17 protein-coding genes are annotated in these 17,079 nt (G+C 48.2%); 11 read left to right on the forward strand and 6 right to left on the reverse strand.

What is annotated here, in order from left to right; genetic code table 11:
* The gene (locus SIB73_RS03030) at window positions 1–1,209 is read left to right on the forward strand and encodes an FAD-dependent monooxygenase (RefSeq protein ID WP_413439704.1); all 1,209 of its coding nucleotides are present in this window, start codon (window positions 1–3) and stop codon (window positions 1,207–1,209) included.
* 18 nt (window positions 1,210–1,227) lie between these two features.
* Window positions 1,228–1,440 carry a DUF2949 domain-containing protein gene (locus SIB73_RS03035; RefSeq protein WP_413403039.1) on the forward strand — a complete coding sequence of 71 codons (213 nt, stop codon included), beginning with the start codon at window positions 1,228–1,230 and terminating at the stop codon, window positions 1,438–1,440.
* 51 nt (window positions 1,441–1,491) lie between these two features.
* On the opposite strand, the gene SIB73_RS03040 is transcribed toward SIB73_RS03035, so the two are convergent.
* The 3 genes from SIB73_RS03040 to SIB73_RS03050 form a co-directional block, all read right to left on the reverse strand.
* Complete coding sequence (locus tag SIB73_RS03040; protein WP_413439705.1) at window positions 1,492–2,043, reverse strand: adenine phosphoribosyltransferase; 552 nt, start codon at window positions 2,041–2,043, stop codon at window positions 1,492–1,494.
* 595 nt (window positions 2,044–2,638) lie between these two features.
* Window positions 2,639–4,327, reverse strand: a complete 1,689-nt coding sequence (locus tag SIB73_RS03045; protein ID WP_413403035.1) for a hypothetical protein — start codon at window positions 4,325–4,327, stop codon at window positions 2,639–2,641.
* 350 nt (window positions 4,328–4,677) lie between these two features.
* The gene (locus tag SIB73_RS03050) at window positions 4,678–6,393 is read right to left on the reverse strand and encodes a hypothetical protein (RefSeq protein WP_413403033.1); all 1,716 of its coding nucleotides are present in this window, start codon (window positions 6,391–6,393) and stop codon (window positions 4,678–4,680) included.
* A gap of 768 nt (window positions 6,394–7,161) precedes the next feature.
* Here SIB73_RS03050 and SIB73_RS03055 point away from each other — a divergent pair.
* The 3 genes from SIB73_RS03055 (at window position 7,162) to SIB73_RS03065 (ending at window position 8,953) form a co-directional block, all read left to right on the forward strand.
* Complete coding sequence (locus SIB73_RS03055; RefSeq protein WP_413406464.1) at window positions 7,162–7,719, forward strand: DUF3038 domain-containing protein; 558 nt, start codon at window positions 7,162–7,164, stop codon at window positions 7,717–7,719.
* Window positions 7,720–8,361 (forward strand): DUF4335 domain-containing protein, encoded by a 642-nt coding sequence (locus tag SIB73_RS03060; RefSeq protein WP_413403031.1) that lies wholly within the window; start codon window positions 7,720–7,722, stop codon window positions 8,359–8,361.
* 181 nt (window positions 8,362–8,542) lie between these two features.
* A complete protein-coding gene (locus SIB73_RS03065; RefSeq protein ID WP_413403029.1) occupies window positions 8,543–8,953 on the forward strand; it encodes a hypothetical protein in 411 nt (136 codons plus the stop codon).
* 2 nt (window positions 8,954–8,955) lie between these two features.
* On the opposite strand, the gene SIB73_RS03070 is transcribed toward SIB73_RS03065, so the two are convergent.
* A complete protein-coding gene (locus tag SIB73_RS03070; RefSeq protein ID WP_413403027.1) occupies window positions 8,956–9,420 on the reverse strand; it encodes an EF-hand domain-containing protein in 465 nt (154 codons plus the stop codon).
* A 143-nt stretch (window positions 9,421–9,563) separates the two neighbouring features.
* On the opposite strand from SIB73_RS03070, the gene SIB73_RS03075 reads away from it, so the two are divergent.
* The 6 genes from SIB73_RS03075 (at window position 9,564) to SIB73_RS03100 (ending at window position 14,751) form a co-directional block, all read left to right on the forward strand.
* Complete coding sequence (locus tag SIB73_RS03075; protein WP_413403025.1) at window positions 9,564–10,289, forward strand: response regulator; 726 nt, start codon at window positions 9,564–9,566, stop codon at window positions 10,287–10,289.
* Between the two features lie 23 nt (window positions 10,290–10,312).
* A complete protein-coding gene (locus SIB73_RS03080; RefSeq protein WP_413403023.1) occupies window positions 10,313–11,656 on the forward strand; it encodes an ATP-binding protein in 1,344 nt (447 codons plus the stop codon).
* Between the two features lie 74 nt (window positions 11,657–11,730).
* Complete coding sequence (gene ppk2 / locus SIB73_RS03085; RefSeq protein WP_413403021.1) at window positions 11,731–12,687, forward strand: polyphosphate kinase 2; 957 nt, start codon at window positions 11,731–11,733, stop codon at window positions 12,685–12,687.
* 323 nt (window positions 12,688–13,010) lie between these two features.
* Window positions 13,011–13,349 carry a hypothetical protein gene (locus SIB73_RS03090; RefSeq protein ID WP_413403020.1) on the forward strand — a complete coding sequence of 113 codons (339 nt, stop codon included), beginning with the start codon at window positions 13,011–13,013 and terminating at the stop codon, window positions 13,347–13,349.
* Between the two features lie 344 nt (window positions 13,350–13,693).
* Complete coding sequence (locus SIB73_RS03095) at window positions 13,694–13,876, forward strand: hypothetical protein (protein WP_413439706.1); 183 nt, start codon at window positions 13,694–13,696, stop codon at window positions 13,874–13,876.
* Window positions 13,877–14,058: 182 nt separating this feature from the next.
* Window positions 14,059–14,751, forward strand: coding sequence for a ParA family protein (locus SIB73_RS03100; RefSeq protein WP_413403018.1), 693 nt, complete (start codon window positions 14,059–14,061; stop codon window positions 14,749–14,751).
* 84 nt (window positions 14,752–14,835) lie between these two features.
* On the opposite strand, the gene feoB is transcribed toward SIB73_RS03100, so the two are convergent.
* The gene (feoB, locus tag SIB73_RS03105; RefSeq protein ID WP_413403016.1) at window positions 14,836–16,677 is read right to left on the reverse strand and encodes a ferrous iron transport protein B; all 1,842 of its coding nucleotides are present in this window, start codon (window positions 16,675–16,677) and stop codon (window positions 14,836–14,838) included.
* A 40-nt stretch (window positions 16,678–16,717) separates the two neighbouring features.
* Window positions 16,718–16,978 carry a FeoA family protein gene (locus tag SIB73_RS03110; protein ID WP_413403014.1) on the reverse strand — a complete coding sequence of 87 codons (261 nt, stop codon included), beginning with the start codon at window positions 16,976–16,978 and terminating at the stop codon, window positions 16,718–16,720.
* Between the last annotated feature and the right edge of the window lie 101 nt (window positions 16,979–17,079).

Below are 17,079 nucleotides of genomic sequence, written 5' to 3' on the forward strand. Positions count from 1 at the left end.
GTGACAGCTGACCCTCAACTGCGAGATTCGGCTGTCACAGCCTGTAAACACAGGTTTCATATCGTTGGTGCCGGTCCAACGGGAGCCCTGTTAGCACTAGGTCTTGCGCAACAGGGCTTTTCCGTTGTTCTTCAGGATCGCTTGAGTGCGGAGTTGCTGTTGGCGCGAAGTCGTGCCTATGCGATCACACACTCGTCCAGGCGTCTACTGCACGATCTCGGTCTTTGGGATGCCTTGCGGGGCGAGATGGAGCCCTTCCGCTCTCTGCGGCTTGATGACTGCTCCGCCCTCTGCACGGCCTGGTTTCATGTTCGCGATCTGCGACCTGCCAACCGCGCCTCAGAGGCGATCGGGTGGATTCTTGACCATCGACCCTTGATGAGTCTGTTGCTGGAGAGGCTCAAGGCCTCTGATCAGGTTCTGTTGCAGTTGGATAACGCCACCCCAGCAGTGGAGGCTCTCTCCAACTCTCGATCCCGCCAGTGGATCATTGCTGCGGACGGATCTCGCTCCATTTTGCGTCGCAGGGCTGAGGTTCCCTACTGGTCCCACGCTTACAGCCAGGGCTGCCTAACCGTGAAGATGCGCTTGACTGGAGCCGACCAACACTGTGCTTACGAACTGTTCCGGTCGGAAGGTCCTATGGCCGTTCTGCCTCTGGGGCAGGACCGTTACCAGCTGGTTTGGAGTGCACCGCTGCAGCGATGTCGAGATCGAGCGGCCTCTTCTCCATCCGAACTTTTGTCGGCATTGAACACCCTCCTTCCTGATGGTGTTAATGGTGTCGAACTGCTCGACGAACCTGGAGCTTTCCCACTGGAATTAAGTCTGGCGCCACGTCTCCACCGTGGATCCCTGCTTCTGGTGGGAGAGGCTGGTCACCGTTGCCACCCGGTCGGCGGTCAGGGCTTGAATCTATGTTGGCGAGATGTCAGTGGCCTTTTGAATCTGACCGCAGCAATGCAGCGCGGAGAGATCGCTTACCCATCGCTGGCTCGACGTTATTCCCGTTGTCGACGCATTGATCTGTTGGGAGTTTTGTTGTCAACGGATCTGCTGATTCGTTTCTTTTCCAATCACAATCCTCTGCTGATGCCTTTCAGGCGTCTCTCGCTCTTCATGCTGAAGCGTTTCAATTGGATCAGGCGACTCAGTCTGTCGGCGATGAGCGACGGACCGGGCAACCTGCTGAAACCGCTGCCAAAATAAAGACCTCGCTCTGCAGTGATGGTGATTAGCAGTGATCCACAACCAGTGGCTTCCCGAGCGCTGATCAGATTCCTTCAGCAAAGGCTGGGATTGAGCGAAAATGCCATCAATCTGGGAATTCGTCAGGCCCAGCTTGAGCAGGCGCCTCTGCCTGTTGTGCTCTGGAGCTTTGGATTGCTCAACCTCACGCAATATCAGGAGGTCCTCGACTGGCAGCAGCAGCAGGACTGATGCTGCTTGCTGCTGAATCGCAGAGGCTGGATAGCAGGCTACGAAGTCTTGTCAGCCGTAACGGACAAGTGATTCAACCGGCAGTCCCTCCGGCAATCGATTCCGTCCTTGCAGACCAGAGAGTTCGATGACGAACCCACAGCCCACGAGTTTGCCTCCGGCTTTCTGAATCAGTTCAACACTGGCGGCTGCTGTTCCTCCTGTTGCCAGCAGATCGTCCACCAGCAGAACCCTTGAGCCGTCAACAAGAGCATCGCTCTGGATTTCAAGACGGTCGCTGCCGTATTCAAGGGTGTAATCAACACCGATCACAGCGCCTGGAAGTTTCCCAGGTTTTCTCACCGGTACAAAGCCAAGCCCTTGCTGAAAGGCCAGTGGAGTTCCCACGATGAAGCCTCTCGACTCAATTCCCACGATCAGATCAGGTTTGAGTTGATCGCATACGCGGCCAAGCTGCTGCATCACTTCGCGCCATCCACGGGGGTCACGCAGCATTGGTGAGATATCGCGGAACAGAATTCCTGATTTTGGAAAGTCCGGTACATCGCGAATGAACTGACGAAGATCCACAGGCTGTTGATTGAAAGGCCTCAACCCTTGCATCATCGCAGTCGTTGCTGACGGTCGTTATCTGACGGCAGTCTTTTCGATGATCCGAATCCGTTTGAGCGCTTGAACACACCCGTCAGAAGCGGAGACGAGATCGACAGATCAAGTTCAGTCTCCGGGCTGATGGATTTCTATGCGTTACTGAAAAAATTGTCTTCATACTTGGATGCGGTAGGTGCCATATCAGTTTCAGACCATCACACTTTTCAGCTCTCTGCAGAGTGCTTCGAGCGGATCCAAGTGCATTTGGCTTCACACAAGCAACCTGTTGCTCTCTGCGTATGCTCTGCACCGCTGCGAAGATTGAACGCTTTCAGTATCTGAGGCGCCTCTGGGCAGCGCCTGAAACTCAGGTGGTAGTGGACTTAGTTTCTCTACCTTGCTGCTTTCATCACCAACTGTTGGGCAGGATGTTCAGTTAATGTTTCGATGGTTTATCAACGTTGAGTTGGTGTCATTCGTGAAGAATCAGTGCATCCTCTGGCAATCAAGGCCCACTCCCATCAATTCTCGTAACGAGGCGCCATTACTTCAATAACCAATTTTTGGCTAACACAAGCGATCAGTCAAGGCTCTGGGATTGATACTTTTATCTTTCGCTGTAATTAGGCAATGAGGGGTTGCATTGACGCTTGAAATCAATCGAATGTTTTCTCACTCTTTTAAAGATGCTTGGGTTGGTGTAAATTTGAATCCTCTGGCTTGTCTGGATTGGTTCGAGTGTGAATGCCCGCTCAGTTTTATTGTAATTCCATGTTTTCACTGCTGGTCCAAATTCTTCTTCAAAATTTTGCTTAAATTCATCATCTTCTGTGAGAAGATACGTTTTTTCTTGGTCTAAGGATTCGATTTGCAAACGTACGTCTTGAGGTGTTGCTCCCCAAAAGTCTGGAAATCCTGTGTAGTGAATTGGAATAACATGTATTTTGGAATTCGTAGCCAGTGTGGCACCTGAAATCCAGTAATTCCCCAAACCCAAATAGGCATTATATCCCATTTCATTAATAAACTTTGCTGCATCATTCTTAAAAGGTAAGATACGTTCGCTCCTCTGGATCAGAGTATCTTTTAAAGATTGAAGTTTGGTAATATTAATATTGTGTCTTCCTGTACCCTGAAAAGAAACCAAGGTAATGACCAGCATTGCTGAAAGTGCAATGGACTGTTGATGATTTTTTATTCTGTTGAGGTAGATAACAAAGAAAACGGGTATCAATGCGTATGCAATGCAAATGTATCGAATTGGTGCTTCGCCACTGCTTGTAAGCATTGGCAAATAAACAAAATAGGAAAGGCTGCTTAGTGAAATAGTGAGTAAGCCAGCTTTTGTTTGTATTGGGAAATCTAAACTTGATTGATTAGACTTTATTGCATAAATAATTGACACAATTGATAGTATTGCACTTGCTGACGTGATCCAGCTTGCTTGAAAGTATTGACTCAATGCTGACAGTGTTCCTAAAAGATTGAATTGGGGTGTGGCACATTGTTCATTAAAGCGGCTGCCTATGAAGACTCCTGCTGCTGTTGCAAGAATCAGCGATATTGAATAGTTCCGTTTCTGTGATCTTTTTAAAAAAGTTATGAAAATGATGATAGAGGGTATGACGGCTGAAAATATTGAGATCTTATTCGACATCGTCGCAAGAACAGTCAGCAAGCTCATGCCAAGAATCATTATATTCTTGTTTTGAGATTTAATCGTATTTATTGACAGTATCAGAATTAATATTGTATTTAATATGTTTCCGCCATGGTGAACAGGCGTAATTAAATGAGCATATACAATGTTAAATTGCAGGCTGATGTTTAGCAATATAATAGTTGCAAGGCTAATTTGTATCGAAACTGCTGTGAGCGTATTTTGTTTTGAATTGATTGTATGGGTCAGTACTGTGGCAAGCAGGAGAAACAGTGAAGAGCAAAACCAGGCATAGTGACTGAAGATCTCTAGAAAACCAGCTTGAGGATGAATCTGCTGTAAGAGAATAGTGGTTGTCAGATCTGGGAAAATACTTGCAATTCGTGAAACATGAATATTGAAAAGATGAGTGTCTGGATTGCTGATCAGGCTTTTTGCCTCTTCGAATGGCGCGAGTGAATCTGCATTAATGGGTAGCGCAGCAAATCCTTGTAGAGTTGTTAAGTAACCTGCACTAATGCAAACGAGAAATAGGCATAGGTAATCAACTTTTACTAATTGTTTTGTTCGTATCGTTTGGCTGGATGCTTTGCTGATTCCTATAAGACTTCCAATGGCTTTGAAACTGTTCGCCAATTGCTTCGAGCTCTCCACTCTTTAAAAAATGAGAATCATATCTTGTATTTTATACTGTTCCTGCTGAAGAGGTATTGCAATTTTGACTTTGCTCTGTTTGTCACCATTGAAAAACGCTCACATGAAAAAGTTGATATAAAAGTCATGTTTGACGAGTGAATTTCAGCTTTTTTGCGGTGCAGCCAATTCTTAATTGAACATGATTAACAATATTGATAGCTAGGTTGATTCCCTCTCTGCTTTTCTATGGTCTGAGCTTTAGATCCCTTAAAAGGATGTGACAACAACAATCTATGACAAGCAATGGCTTCAGCTAAAAGGACTTTTTTGTTTCAAGCATTTAGAGGCTCTCAGCGAACCCTATAGTTCGGACTCGCTTTATTGCATTCTCTCTTGAATTTTTTTGATTTTCTGGAGATTCTCTTGTAGATTTCAGGATTATCATAAACAAGTATCTTGTTGTTGGTATCGATTTCGTCTCTCGTAAATGTTCTGTTTTCATCATCGTAATTCCATATGATATCTGGTTCCCCGTATTTGCTTTGGATCTTTTTTTGGAATTTTTGATTGACCCGACTCTGCAAATATTCTACTACTACATAAGCTTTGCTTTTTTCGAGAGGTTCAATCTGTTGTTTGATGTCTTGTGGTGTGGCTCCCCAGAAATCTGGATTGCCTGATTTAAGAATGGGAACAATCTGAAGCTTTGAATTAGTGACCAGTGCCGCGCCCGCTGTCCAGTAATCACCCAGGCCAAGATAGTTGTCATATCCCATTTTGTGAATGAAACGTGCAGCATCATTCTTGAACGGTTCAATTCTCTCGCTCCTTTCTAGGAGCGCTTGCTTCAGCGATTGATGTTCTTTTAAATTAAGGTAGGGGCCTACCGGCGATTTAAAGGAAAGTACAGTAACAGTAACGAGCGTAATTAACACTATGGGATACTGGTAATTCCTCATAGTGTTGATGTAATATCCAAAAAATACTACAATCAACGCATATGCGATGCAAATGTAGCGAATGGGAGCGTCTCCACTGCTTGTTATGACCGGCAGGTATAAAAAATAAGAGAGACTGCTTAATGATATTGCCGTCAATCCTGCGCTGGTTGATTGCGACAATGTACTTTTTGATCTATAAATAAACCAAAGGGAAAAAATCGAAAATACCGCACTCACTGATGTGACCCAGCTGAGTTGAAAATAGTGAATAAAGGCGGAACCTGTGCCAAATAAATTTATTTTTGGATTGGCGCATTGTTCATTTAACAAGCTTCCAAGCACTAGGCCTGCTGCCGTTGACAGGGCCAGTTGAATGAGCGAATTTCTCCGTTCATTGCCTCGTAGATAACAGACAATTAAAAATCCTATTGGAAACACTGCGGTGAAAATTGCGATTTTGTTGGACAGCACAGCCAGCGTTGTCAAGATCAAGAGCGCAAGCCTTATGTTTCTCGCTTCTGTTCGCTTGAGCAGCTGTAAGGCAAGAGTCAGCAGAAGTAAGGTGTTTAGTATGTTGCCGCCATGATGTACAGGAGTGATGACGTGGGCATAAATTATGTTGAATTGATGGCTTATGTTCAGCAGGCTGACTGTGACCAAGCTAACTCTGATCGAAATAGCAGTTAAGGATTGAGTGACTGATTGAATTTGTTGAATTAAAAGTGTCGCCAGCAGTAGAAAGAGTGATGACGTTACCCAGGAATAAATGCTGAATATCTCCAGAAATCCCGCCTTCGGGAATATGAGTTGTACTAATGCATTGATTGTTATGTCTGGAAAGATGCTTGGTATTCTTGAAAAGTGAATATTGAATAGATGCGTTTCGGGGTTGCTGATCAGGCTCTTTGCTTCTTCGAATGGAGCGAATGAATCTGCATTGACAGGAAGTGAGTCAAATCCTTGCAGGGCAGCAAAGTATCCAGCCCCTATGCACACCAGGATTACGCACAAATAATCTATTCCAACTAACTCATGACTAAGCATTTGTTGGCTTGTTGTTTGTTTAAAACCAAGCAAGTGCTTGAAAGCACTGAAGATGTCTGTGGAGCGCTTTGAATTGTTCACTCGTTAAACAGCTTTGTGCAATAACGATGCCACCATATCTCAACGTGGTCACTGGAGATCAACCTGCTGTTGATCAATCTCTTCTGGGATTTTTTTTGCCTCTCAATCGCGTCAAAATAGGATTGAAGCTTTGATAGGGCGTTCGTTTGACCGACTTTCAATTTATATGTTCTTACTTATTATTCCGAAGGGATGATTCAACTTCCACGTGCTCTGTAACTTTGTTGATTTGGCGGGATGCTGAAGTTCTGATCGCCTACACAATAGGGTTAAACGTTAAATGTGAGGTTGTTAAAGGACTAGGCCCTGTTTTTGCTCATTGTTGCCAGAACCCTGCTCTCCCATCGATATGCCGTTTGCTCTTATTTCATTGCGCGTTGTCTCAGTTGATCAAATGCTTGAAGGAGTTCCCGGTGCGTCATGGATGTCTGCGTCACATTTGGCCCCTGAAAAATGGGTTCTCAGGTTTTGCACCTGCAGGATCCTGTTCATTGCCTGACTAACTGTTCCGGTCTGCTTGACAAGCCCCACCTACATGCTGCGATCGTGTGGCTTGGTCTGACTGGTGCCCTGAGAGAGGCCGAAACTCCAGACTGTTTATCACCCGTCAGTCATACAGGTGCAACCAAACGCATTCGGTGCCATTCTTCCCGCGTTGGACTGATTCCCGGGGCTTTTCACCTTGGTTGTGATGAGAGGTTTACATCGACGGCGAGGTTGGAAAACGCGCTTTGCCTGTCTTCCTCTGCTGTATGTGTCATGCCTGACATGACCGAAGTCATCGCTAGCGATGTTGTGGAGCGTTCAATCCCTGATGCGCTGCTTGGTCGCAGAGCTCTCGAGCGTCTTGATCTGCTTCTGCTCACGGTCGAATCACTTGATCTGAACGGGGGCGAAGCCATGCTCTGGGCCATTCGTCAGCTTGGTTTTGAGACCATCTTTCCCAATCGGGTTGAGCTGTGGAAACGCCGTTGCCATAACCCGCTCAGACGTTCAACAAGGCGCGGTCAGCTCAGTGCTGTGGAAACAGAGGCATTGATCAGAATCCTCTGCGCCATGGCCGACCGGCTCTATCCAATGCTTCACCAGTTGCTCTCCTCTAAAGAGCCGCCAGATCTCACCCGCCAGCGCTGGGGACTGGTGCATCAGCGTTTACGCGATCTCATCGAAGAGCGCATGAACCTCCGTCGTGGCGCCATCCAGCGTTTCCTGGGGAGTGAGCCCGAAGGGCCTTTGCTGCGACAGCTGGTCCTGACGCTGGCACTGTCTGCAGGGCCCGGCGGTGTGGATCGTCTTCGAGCCAGTCTTCTTGATCCGACACCTTGAATGGCGATGCTCAAACAGTCCTTCCGCTACGACCAGACCACTGCACGTCTCGAAGTTGACGGCCTTCCCGACTTGTCTGCCGGTCATGCTGGCCAGGCCATCGGAATCCTTTCTTCATGGCGCTTGAAAATCGTTGGTGCTTCGGAGCTCGAAGGCAAACGCGAACATCTCGAGTCGTTGATGCAGGTTGTAATTCCCTACGTGCGTTTACGGCTTTCAGGGGTGGTTCGCTCCATTGGAGCCCTGAATGATCCAGTGCGGCTCGTCCCCGATGGATCTCAGCATCGTCTTGACCTCACCAGTGGTCAAGCGGATATTCCTCCACTCTCGATCCACCTCGATGATGCCCAACTGGCCGATCTCGTCCGCTGTCTCGATGCCTTGCGTGATGACGCCCGTGTCTGTCTCGCCTGGCCATCCATTGAGCACGAGCCACTTCCTCGTCGGGATCTAGTCGAGCGGATTCCCTTGACGCAGAGGCTGACAACTCCACTGCTCGGGGGTGCCAGCGTCGCTGCTCTGGCCATTCTCGGGCTTCTGCTGCCCTTGCCTCAACTGCAACCCCCCCAGCCTGAGCCGGCCAACGAAGTCAAACCGGAAACTCCTCTCAACGGTTCCTCGCAATCCGAGCAAGATCGTTGACCTCTGAGCGAGTCAGCTCAGAATGCCTGGATTGTTCCAGTCGTCAAATGGCAATGATTCAGTTCAACATCAAGCCCATTTTTGTTTGGACGGTTGAGTCCCTGCCACCAGGATCCCGCTCGATTTCGATCAGCAGTGTCAATCCTGGGCTTGTCACATCGTTCAGCCGGGGTCTCATGTCATGAATGCGCCCAATCTGAAATCTCTCAGTGCCGTGTCCAAGCCCCGAAGAGTGTTCAGCAAACGGACTCGGGCTCGGTCAGTTTCAGTCGGCCGCCAGATGGTTGAAGGTCTTCTGTTGCTCGCGCTTGGCTCAGGTCTTCTGGCGTTTCTGAGCTGGTTGCCTCAGAGGATTGATGCGATGGTGGTGGTCAGTGAAGCCATCGCAGACCTGATCCGAGGCCTTGGTCAGCTTCTTGAGGCATTCCTCGGTCTGGCAGCGGTCATCCTGATTGCACTGCTGCTGGTGGCTGGCCTTCTGGCCTTGCTGTCGGGTGGATTTCGCCTTGTTAGATCCTTCACAAGATTGATCAACCCTGTCAGAACCAAGCCGAGCAAACCAATCCAGCGTCGGCCACGGTCCAGACAATGATGTCAGTGGCGCGGAGCGAGTGATCTCTGCACTGTCCACAGCTCTTCAAGCGTCAGTCCACCATCGTCGTCGAGATCGAAGCTCACAAAATTCCGGCTCAACCAGGGCAGTGCTTGACATTCATTGCGATCGATTCGTCCATCACCGTTGCGATCAGCCTGGTTGAAGCGTTTCTGCAGTCGCTGCCCACTCGGATGGGGGCTCAAAGGGCTGACATCTTCGAGTAACAGATAACCGCGTGAATCAGGGCGTTGCAGGCGCCGTTCGAAATAGAGTTGCCCTTTGACTTCGCCTGACTCCAGTCGACCATCCCCGTTCACGTCCATCTGCAGGAAAAGGGCTTCCATTCGGCGCCCGTAAATCTGAACGTTCAGTGGATTCGCCAGTGCAGAGGCGTACGGAATAACACTTTGGATCCCAGTCAGCACCAAGACCATCAACACCGGTTGTGACAAGCGCTTCGCCATAAACCGAGCATATGGACTTTCGCTGACACGGACATGTCTGACCCATGACAATGCCCCGTTCAGCTGTGACAAGGTCCGTTTCAGCGCGACAGGACGCAAAGGGATCCATACGATCAGTGCACCTTGAAGCAGCGACAGAACCCATGCCCCGCACTTCGATGATCTGGGTGGTCGATGATGACCCTGATTTGCGTCAGATGGTTGGGACCTATCTGCTGGATCAGGGCTACGACGTACGCAGTCTCAGCGACGTGAAGCAGCTGGAGGCCCGTCTGGAATTTCAGCGACCTGATCTGATCGTGCTCGACCTGATGATGCCCGGTGATGATGGGCTGACTGCTCTTCGTCGCCTCAGGGATGCTGGCGATGACCTGCCGGTAGTGATGCTGACGGCTCGTGGAGAAGGCGTGGATCGCATCATCGGCCTGGAGCAGGGGGCTGATGATTATCTGGCCAAGCCTTTTCTCCCCCGGGAGCTTTCAGCGCGGATTGAAGCTGTTTTGAGGCGGCGCAGTGCTCTGCCCGCAGGCACACCTCTGGCTGAGGGTGGTGATGTGGTGTTTGGAGACAATGTGCTGGATCTGGCTGCCCGAACGCTGACTCGTGAAAGTCAGCCTGTTGTGATCACCAGTGGCGAGTTCAGTCTTCTAGCGTCGTTTGTCCAGCACCCGCACCGCCCTCTGTCGCGGGAACGGTTGATAGAGCTTGCTCGGGGGCCCGGCTGCGACACAGACAGTCGCAGCATGGACGTGCAGGTCTCAAGAGTGCGCAAACTGGTGGAGCCGGACCCAACCCGTCCGCGCTACATCCAGACAGTCTGGGGTTACGGCTATGTGTTCGTCCCTGACGGCCAGCCGCGATCTCGCTGATTTCTCTCTCACGGCTGTTGTCGATGCCTTCCCGTCCCTGGCAGAAGCGTCTCATTGCTCTGCTGGGATGGGGAGGCCTGGCTCTCGGGAGTTCGGCTTTTTGTCTGGTGGTGTTCCAGGCTCTCTTCGGTCGCCAACTGGAACAGTTGCAGACGATTCAGCTCGGAAGGGATCTCGCCCTCAACGTGCGGCTCACTGAGCTGGCACTGGAGCGTTACCCCCCTCATCTGGTTGCTGAATTGAGTGGTCTTGATCTTGAGGTCACGGTTCGTCCCAAACCCGCACCGCTCCCCCCCTCAGCGGCTTTTAAACGTCAAGCCGAAGCGCTCCAGCTTCAGCTCTGTCGACGACTCTCTCACTGTCCAATGGTGCTGCCCGACCGAGCTGCGCGCGGTGAACGCAGTGTGTGGATTGAACTGATTTCTCCTCTTGAGCCCATCTGGCTGCGTGTTGACGTGCCCTCGATGATGCGATGGCCTCCGGAGCCCACGCTGCTTGGGCTTTCACTGGTCGGCGCCGGCATCATCTGCGGCGGACTTTTTCTGCTGGTGGAGGTGGAGGCACCGCTGCGGGGTTTGGAGAAAGCGCTTTCTCGAGTGGGTGATGGCGAGGATCCTGACGCGGTCAGGGCACGTGGAGCTCCTGAAGTTCAGCGCCTCACGCAGCGTTTCAACGCCATGGTGCAGAGGCTGGCTGCCAATCGTCGCGAACGAGCGACGATGCTTGCCGGCATTGCCCATGATCTGAGAGCACCGATCACCCGTCTTCAGTTCCGTCTGTCCATGCCGCAGCTGTCAGCAGATGAGCGGGAGCGTTGTGCTGGAGATCTCCAGTCTCTTGAACGCATCACCGGGCAGTTTTTGCTTTTTGCCGGCGGTGGTGACGGTGAAACCTCAGTGCAGGTTCCCCTGGATCAATTGCTGGCGGAAGTGGCCAGCAGCCACCCCGCTGATCAATTGCGACTCGACCTGGCTCCGCTTTCAGTTTCGGTCAAACCTGTTGCTCTCGGTCGTGCAATCGCCAACCTGGTCGACAATGCTTTCTCTTACGGAGTTGCTCCGGTCATTTTGCGCCTGCATGTCGAAAATGCTCGCTGCTGCATCGAGGTCTGGGATCAGGGTGAGGGGATGCCAGCTCAGCAATGGGATGAGGCATTACAACCTTTTCACCGACTTGATTCATCCCGAGGTCAGCAGGGTCATTGCGGTCTGGGGCTCGCCATTGTGTCCCACGTGGCCCGTCTCCATGGCGGCAGTCTCGAGTGCATCCATAGCGGTGAGATCGATGCTGGGTCTGTTCCAGGCAGGTTCGCGATCCGCTTCAGCCTGCCGTTGCTGGATGGCAAGGGCATCTCTCCGACGAGCTGAAATCTGAGAAAAAATGGAGCAGACGGCGTGTTCACCTCTTCGCTGCCTCCAATAGGAATGGATTTGTTCTGACCATGGGCAACAAAGACAAGAACAGGGCAAAAAAACATCACCACTCAAAGGACAAAACATGTTCAGAGCGAGTGACTGACGTTGCTCTTGAAAGTCTTAGCGGTAGCACGCAGGATATTGAAACTCCATCTGATTTGCTTGGAGGGCTGATGGAAGATCATCATCAAAAAATTGTGAGGTTGAACAAGAAGCTGTATGAGGCTGAATTGATTCGTTTGCAGACTGATCTTGTAAGAATGCAGTACTGGATTCGAGAAACCGGCTATCGGATGATCGTTCTCTTTGAAGGTCGTGATGCAGCCGGCAAAGGGGGCACAATCAAACGACTGACTGAACCATTGAACCCTAGAGGTTGCAGGGTTGTTGCACTTGGAACACCAACGGAGCGTCAGAAAAGTCAGTGGTATTTCCAGCGTTATGTTGAACATTTCCCGGCTGCTGGTGAAATCGTTGTTTTTGATCGAAGCTGGTACAACCGTGCTGGAGTTGAGCGTGTGATGGGGTTCTGCAGCCCCGATCAGGTGGAGCAGTTTCTTGATGATGCCCCTGAATTCGAACGGATGCTGGTGCGCAGCGGCATTCTTGTTCTCAAATATTGGTTTTCAGTAAGTGATACAGAGCAGGAAGTGCGTTTCCAGTCGCGGATTGATGACCCCACCCGTCGCTGGAAGCTGAGCCCCATGGATCTTGAGGCGCGCAATCGTTGGATTGATTTTTCACGAGCCAAGGACGAAATGTTCACGCGGACCAATATTCCTGAGGCTCCCTGGTTCACTGTTGAGGCTGATGACAAACGGAGAGCAAGACTCAATTGTCTCCGCCACGTACTCAGCAAAGTGCCATGGGAAGACATGACACCGCCCGGAATCAAGCTTCCACCAAGACCTAAAAATAGTGACTATGTTCGTCCTCCAATTAACGAACAATTTTTCGTTCCCAATGCTTACCCTTATTCATAGTTTATTTGTTTCGCTTAATACCTTGCACGGGAAGGAATCACTATTGGTTCGACTCACCATTTTGTCGGCAAGTGATTTGGTTTCTCCTCGTAATCATTGCCAATTGTCTTAATCGCGCATGGCAATATGCTTGTCTCGGTCACAATAAACTCTGCAAGATTTTGCCAGCAGTAAATATTTCCACCAGCTATATGCAATCAATGAAGATGTTTATCGATAAATCCACATTGACTCAAGAGTGCTTTAAGAAGGCTGGTGAAGTATCGAGTTGACCCACAATCCCAAAAAGTGACCTCTAAGGTATTGGTACTTTTCTATGAGTGATGCCTGAAACAACAGTTGGCTACTTCACGATACGAAGCATTGAGCTCAAGGGTTCGATTGAGGATGGGTATGAAAAGGACAGCCTTGAGAGGTTTCTCAACCAATATGTCAGCAGAGGAGTTCAAGGATCTGTGAGATATTTTTGCAAATCAGAGTCGGAAGTGTGCGCAAAAATCAGGGTGATTATGGAATTTATGCAGCAAGATTTGACGTCAGTAACTGAAATCTTTGAAATGATTCAAACAATTGAACTCGATCAGTGGTTGATGGACCCAAATTCACTAACTGACGCGCCCAGATTGATCAGCCAGGTCAGCACCACTATGCAAGCAGCTTAGTGTATGTCCTGGGTTTATATTTGTGATCAGCGGAATCCTTGCGGGTATAGTTAGTCTAATTAAAAAAAATATACTAAGCTTTTCGTGAATTTTAAGTGCACAGGCTCTTAATTCATATACGGCAAACAAAACAGGTGTGAATTAATTAATAGGAGAATCTTTTCTGAAATCTGCTCTGCAGGATTTTAATTCTTTATTTGGTTTAACCATCCTGAAACTGTTCGTCTTCGCCATAGAAAAGCCAAGGTTGTCCATTGTCAAGACGGTTACGCTTCAACCAGGCGTTGAAGGTTTCTCTTTCCTCATTTTGAGGCAGAGTTTCGTTGGATGATTTTTCGTCCATAGTGAACAATCTGATCAAGGAGGATGATGAAGGTGTTGCATTTCATGCACTGAGCAGTAACTGTTTAGTCATTTTCGGGTTCCTGCCTGTTGGTTCAGATGCCGACGATATCAGCGAGCCGGCACACCATGGATTGGCTTGTTGCAACCACCGTTCTGCATTGCTGATTGCTTTGAATGATTGATCCCATACACTCAATCGGGGTTATGACACTCCAGATCACTGGATCTGCTTATTTGTCATCGTTAGTTTTGCTCAGTTGTTACGTATGACGGATTCATTCCATTAATTAGCTCATGGCAGCGAAATGAATGGGACTTGACATCGCTCTTGATGACGTAATGATGCCAGAAAGTTGTTTTAAACATGTTTATCACTGTTTTCGGCCAGAAAGGAGGGGTGGCAAAAACGTGCACTAGCGTGCATCTGGCTGCCATCTGGGCTTGCAAACATAAAAAGGTTGCTTTGATTGATGCCGATAGAAATCGATCGGCTACTGCTTATGGTGCTCGAGAATTGTTGCCCTATCCCGTCATTCCTATAGAAGCGGCAGCTAAGGCAGCTCGAGGTGCAGATATTGTTGTGACAGATGGACAGGCAAGCAGCAATGAAGAAGAACTAAAAAATCTTGTTGAGGGTTCCGATATTATTGTGTTACCGACAACTCCTCAAAGTCGTTCCATAGAGTTAACTGTTGAGATGTCAACCTTACTCAATAATTATCGCATTCCTTTCGCCGCTTTATTGGTGAAGGTTGATTCACGTAAAAAGTCATCAGCGGAAGCAGCCGTTGAAATCCTTCAGGGTTTTGATATCTGTGTTTTGCAATCCCAGATTCCCCTTTTGAGCGCTTTTGAGAGTGCTGAAACCAATGGAGTGACTGTGGATCAATCAGTTGATAAAAGAGGCAGAGCCCATTCAAGACGTATGGTTGGTTGGCATGCCTATGACAAGGCATGTGTGGAAATTGAAGACCTCTATCAGCAACATCGTGAAAAAAATAAGACTTCTTCTCCAATTGGTTGGGATTTCACGCCATTAGAAAAAAGGGTCGCGTAACAGCTTGTTCAGCCGTAGGCATTCACAAAAAAAGCACTGTCTGACTGAGACAGTGCTTTTTCTATTTTGGTTGAAATGAAGAACTTAAGACGCAAATATAAGATTATAGGTTTGGTAAAATCCAAAAGCTACGACCCATGCCACGATCATCGAAACTGCAACGGAGAAGAGAGTAAATCTTGTTGATTTTGTTTCTCCCCAGATTGTTGCAACAGTTGTCAAGCATGGAACGTAGAGAAGACTAAACAGGCAGTAACTGAAGCCTTGTTGAAAGTTAATAGCCCCACCCAATGTTGTTTTTAATGCATCGCTGCCCTCGCCCAATCCGTACATAGTTGCGACTGCAGCAAGCTGCACTTCTTTTGCAACAAATCCAATAATTAGAGATACTGTGAGCAATGGATTAATTCCCAGGGGGCTCATTAGGGGTGCAAAGAATGTTCCAATCTGACCAGCGTAAGTGTTTAAACCTTCTGAACCACCCGGATAGTTAGTAAGGAACCAAGTGATTGTTGTACCAATAATCATGAAAACTGAGAGTTTTTGTACGAAAGTTTTCATTTCACTCCATACATTCAAAGCAACCTGTTTGAATGTTGGAGTTCTGTAAGGGGGCAATTCGATAACGAAAGGATCTTTTGATTTGAATTGACCACTAGCATTAAAGATTGCTGCCATTACAAAGGCGACAACAAAACTAATGATGTAGAGAAGCCAAAGCGCGTAGAATCCGTTTTTGGGAAGAATAATGCCCAAAAAGAATACGAACACCTGCAATCTGGCTGAGCAGAGTGCGAAGGGAATTACAAGAATGGAAAGAAGCCGCTGGCTTCGCGAGCGAATGGTTCTTGTTCCCATGATTGCAGGAACATTGCAGCCAAACCCGAATAACTGCATGACGAAGCCTCGTCCATCAAGACCTGCTTTGCGCATGATGTTATCCATCAAGTACGCAGCTCTGGATAAGTATCCGCTGTCTTCCAGTGCCGTCATCACAACAAAGAAGAAGGCGACAAGCGGAACAAATCCAAGCAGTGCTGCAAAACCTGCATATGGACCGTTAATGACAAAATCTTTAACGACTTCAGGTAAAAAAGCTAATCCAGGTTCCAGCACTGTCGATTGCAACCAATCAGTGAATTCTCCAACAGGATCCTGTGCTGGCATACCTACGTTCCATATGAAGGCAAAAAGAGCCAACATTGTTAGGAAGAAGATTGGTAGACCAAAGACCGGATGCAAAAGCACAGAGTCAAGCCGGTTTGTAAATGTCACCAGATTTTCTGGTGGCATTTCTATTCCTTGATCTAAAGACTCCTGTATTTCATTATCAGTTATTTTGTTTTCACGACAAAATTCAACAAGTTCTGAGACTTTGTAAGAGTCCTTGATGTCGTTAACCGTATTCCAAATTCCGTCGACTGCCAGACTACAGCCAGCACCATATTTTGCGCTGATGGAGAATACGGGCATACCCAGATATTGAGATAATTGCTGGGTGTTGATTTTTACTCCAAAACGTTTGACCTCATCAGCCATGTTCAGAGCAACCAGTGCAGGCAACCCTAATTTTTTAAGCTGGAGTGGAAGCAATATCTGCCTGTCAATCTGAGAAGCATTAATGACACAAACAATTAAATCAAAGCTATATTTTTCAAGAAAATCCTGAACAACTTTTTCGTCTTCTGTGAAACCGTCCAAATCATAGATTCCTGGTAAATCTACGAATTCAACACTTTTTCCTTCGCGCTCTACTTTCGCCTGCATAAAGTCGACAGTCAGCCCAGGCCAGTTGGCGACCCCGGCTGTGGCGTTGGTGACACGATTGAAAAAAGTTGATTTACCCGTGTTGGGCTGACCTATGAAAACTATCCTAGGTAATTCATTTTTTGGTTCTGTCGTTTTGCCGGCTTCTGCAGTGATCATGGTGATGATTTAGGAATTGTTGAATTTGAAAAAAATTGATTCAGGTTTTCTTGAGATCTTCTACATCCGTAATTTCCACCAGTGCTGCTTCTGCCTTTCGTATGGCAATCTCAGTTGTACTTCCGACCCTCACTTCATAAGGGTCTCCACCCGGAGCTTTTCGCATGACCTGAACTTTTCTACCCTTCCTTATACCCATTGCTTCTAATCGGTCTTTAAAGGAATTGCTTAGTTCACTTCCATCACTGCTCACAGCAACAACAGTTGCAGAATGATGAACTGCCAGTTCACTTAGATTCATTTCTTGGCTTTGTCAAAGCATCTCTTCGAATGCTAGTGCTCGAGGCTTCTTGTGGCAATTAAAGAAGGCTTAAAAGTGCAATGCGAGTAGAATTTGTTACG

This window comes from Synechococcus sp. MIT S9509, assembly GCF_047303035.1.
In the GTDB taxonomy this organism is placed as follows: domain Bacteria; phylum Cyanobacteriota; class Cyanobacteriia; order PCC-6307; family Cyanobiaceae; genus Synechococcus_C.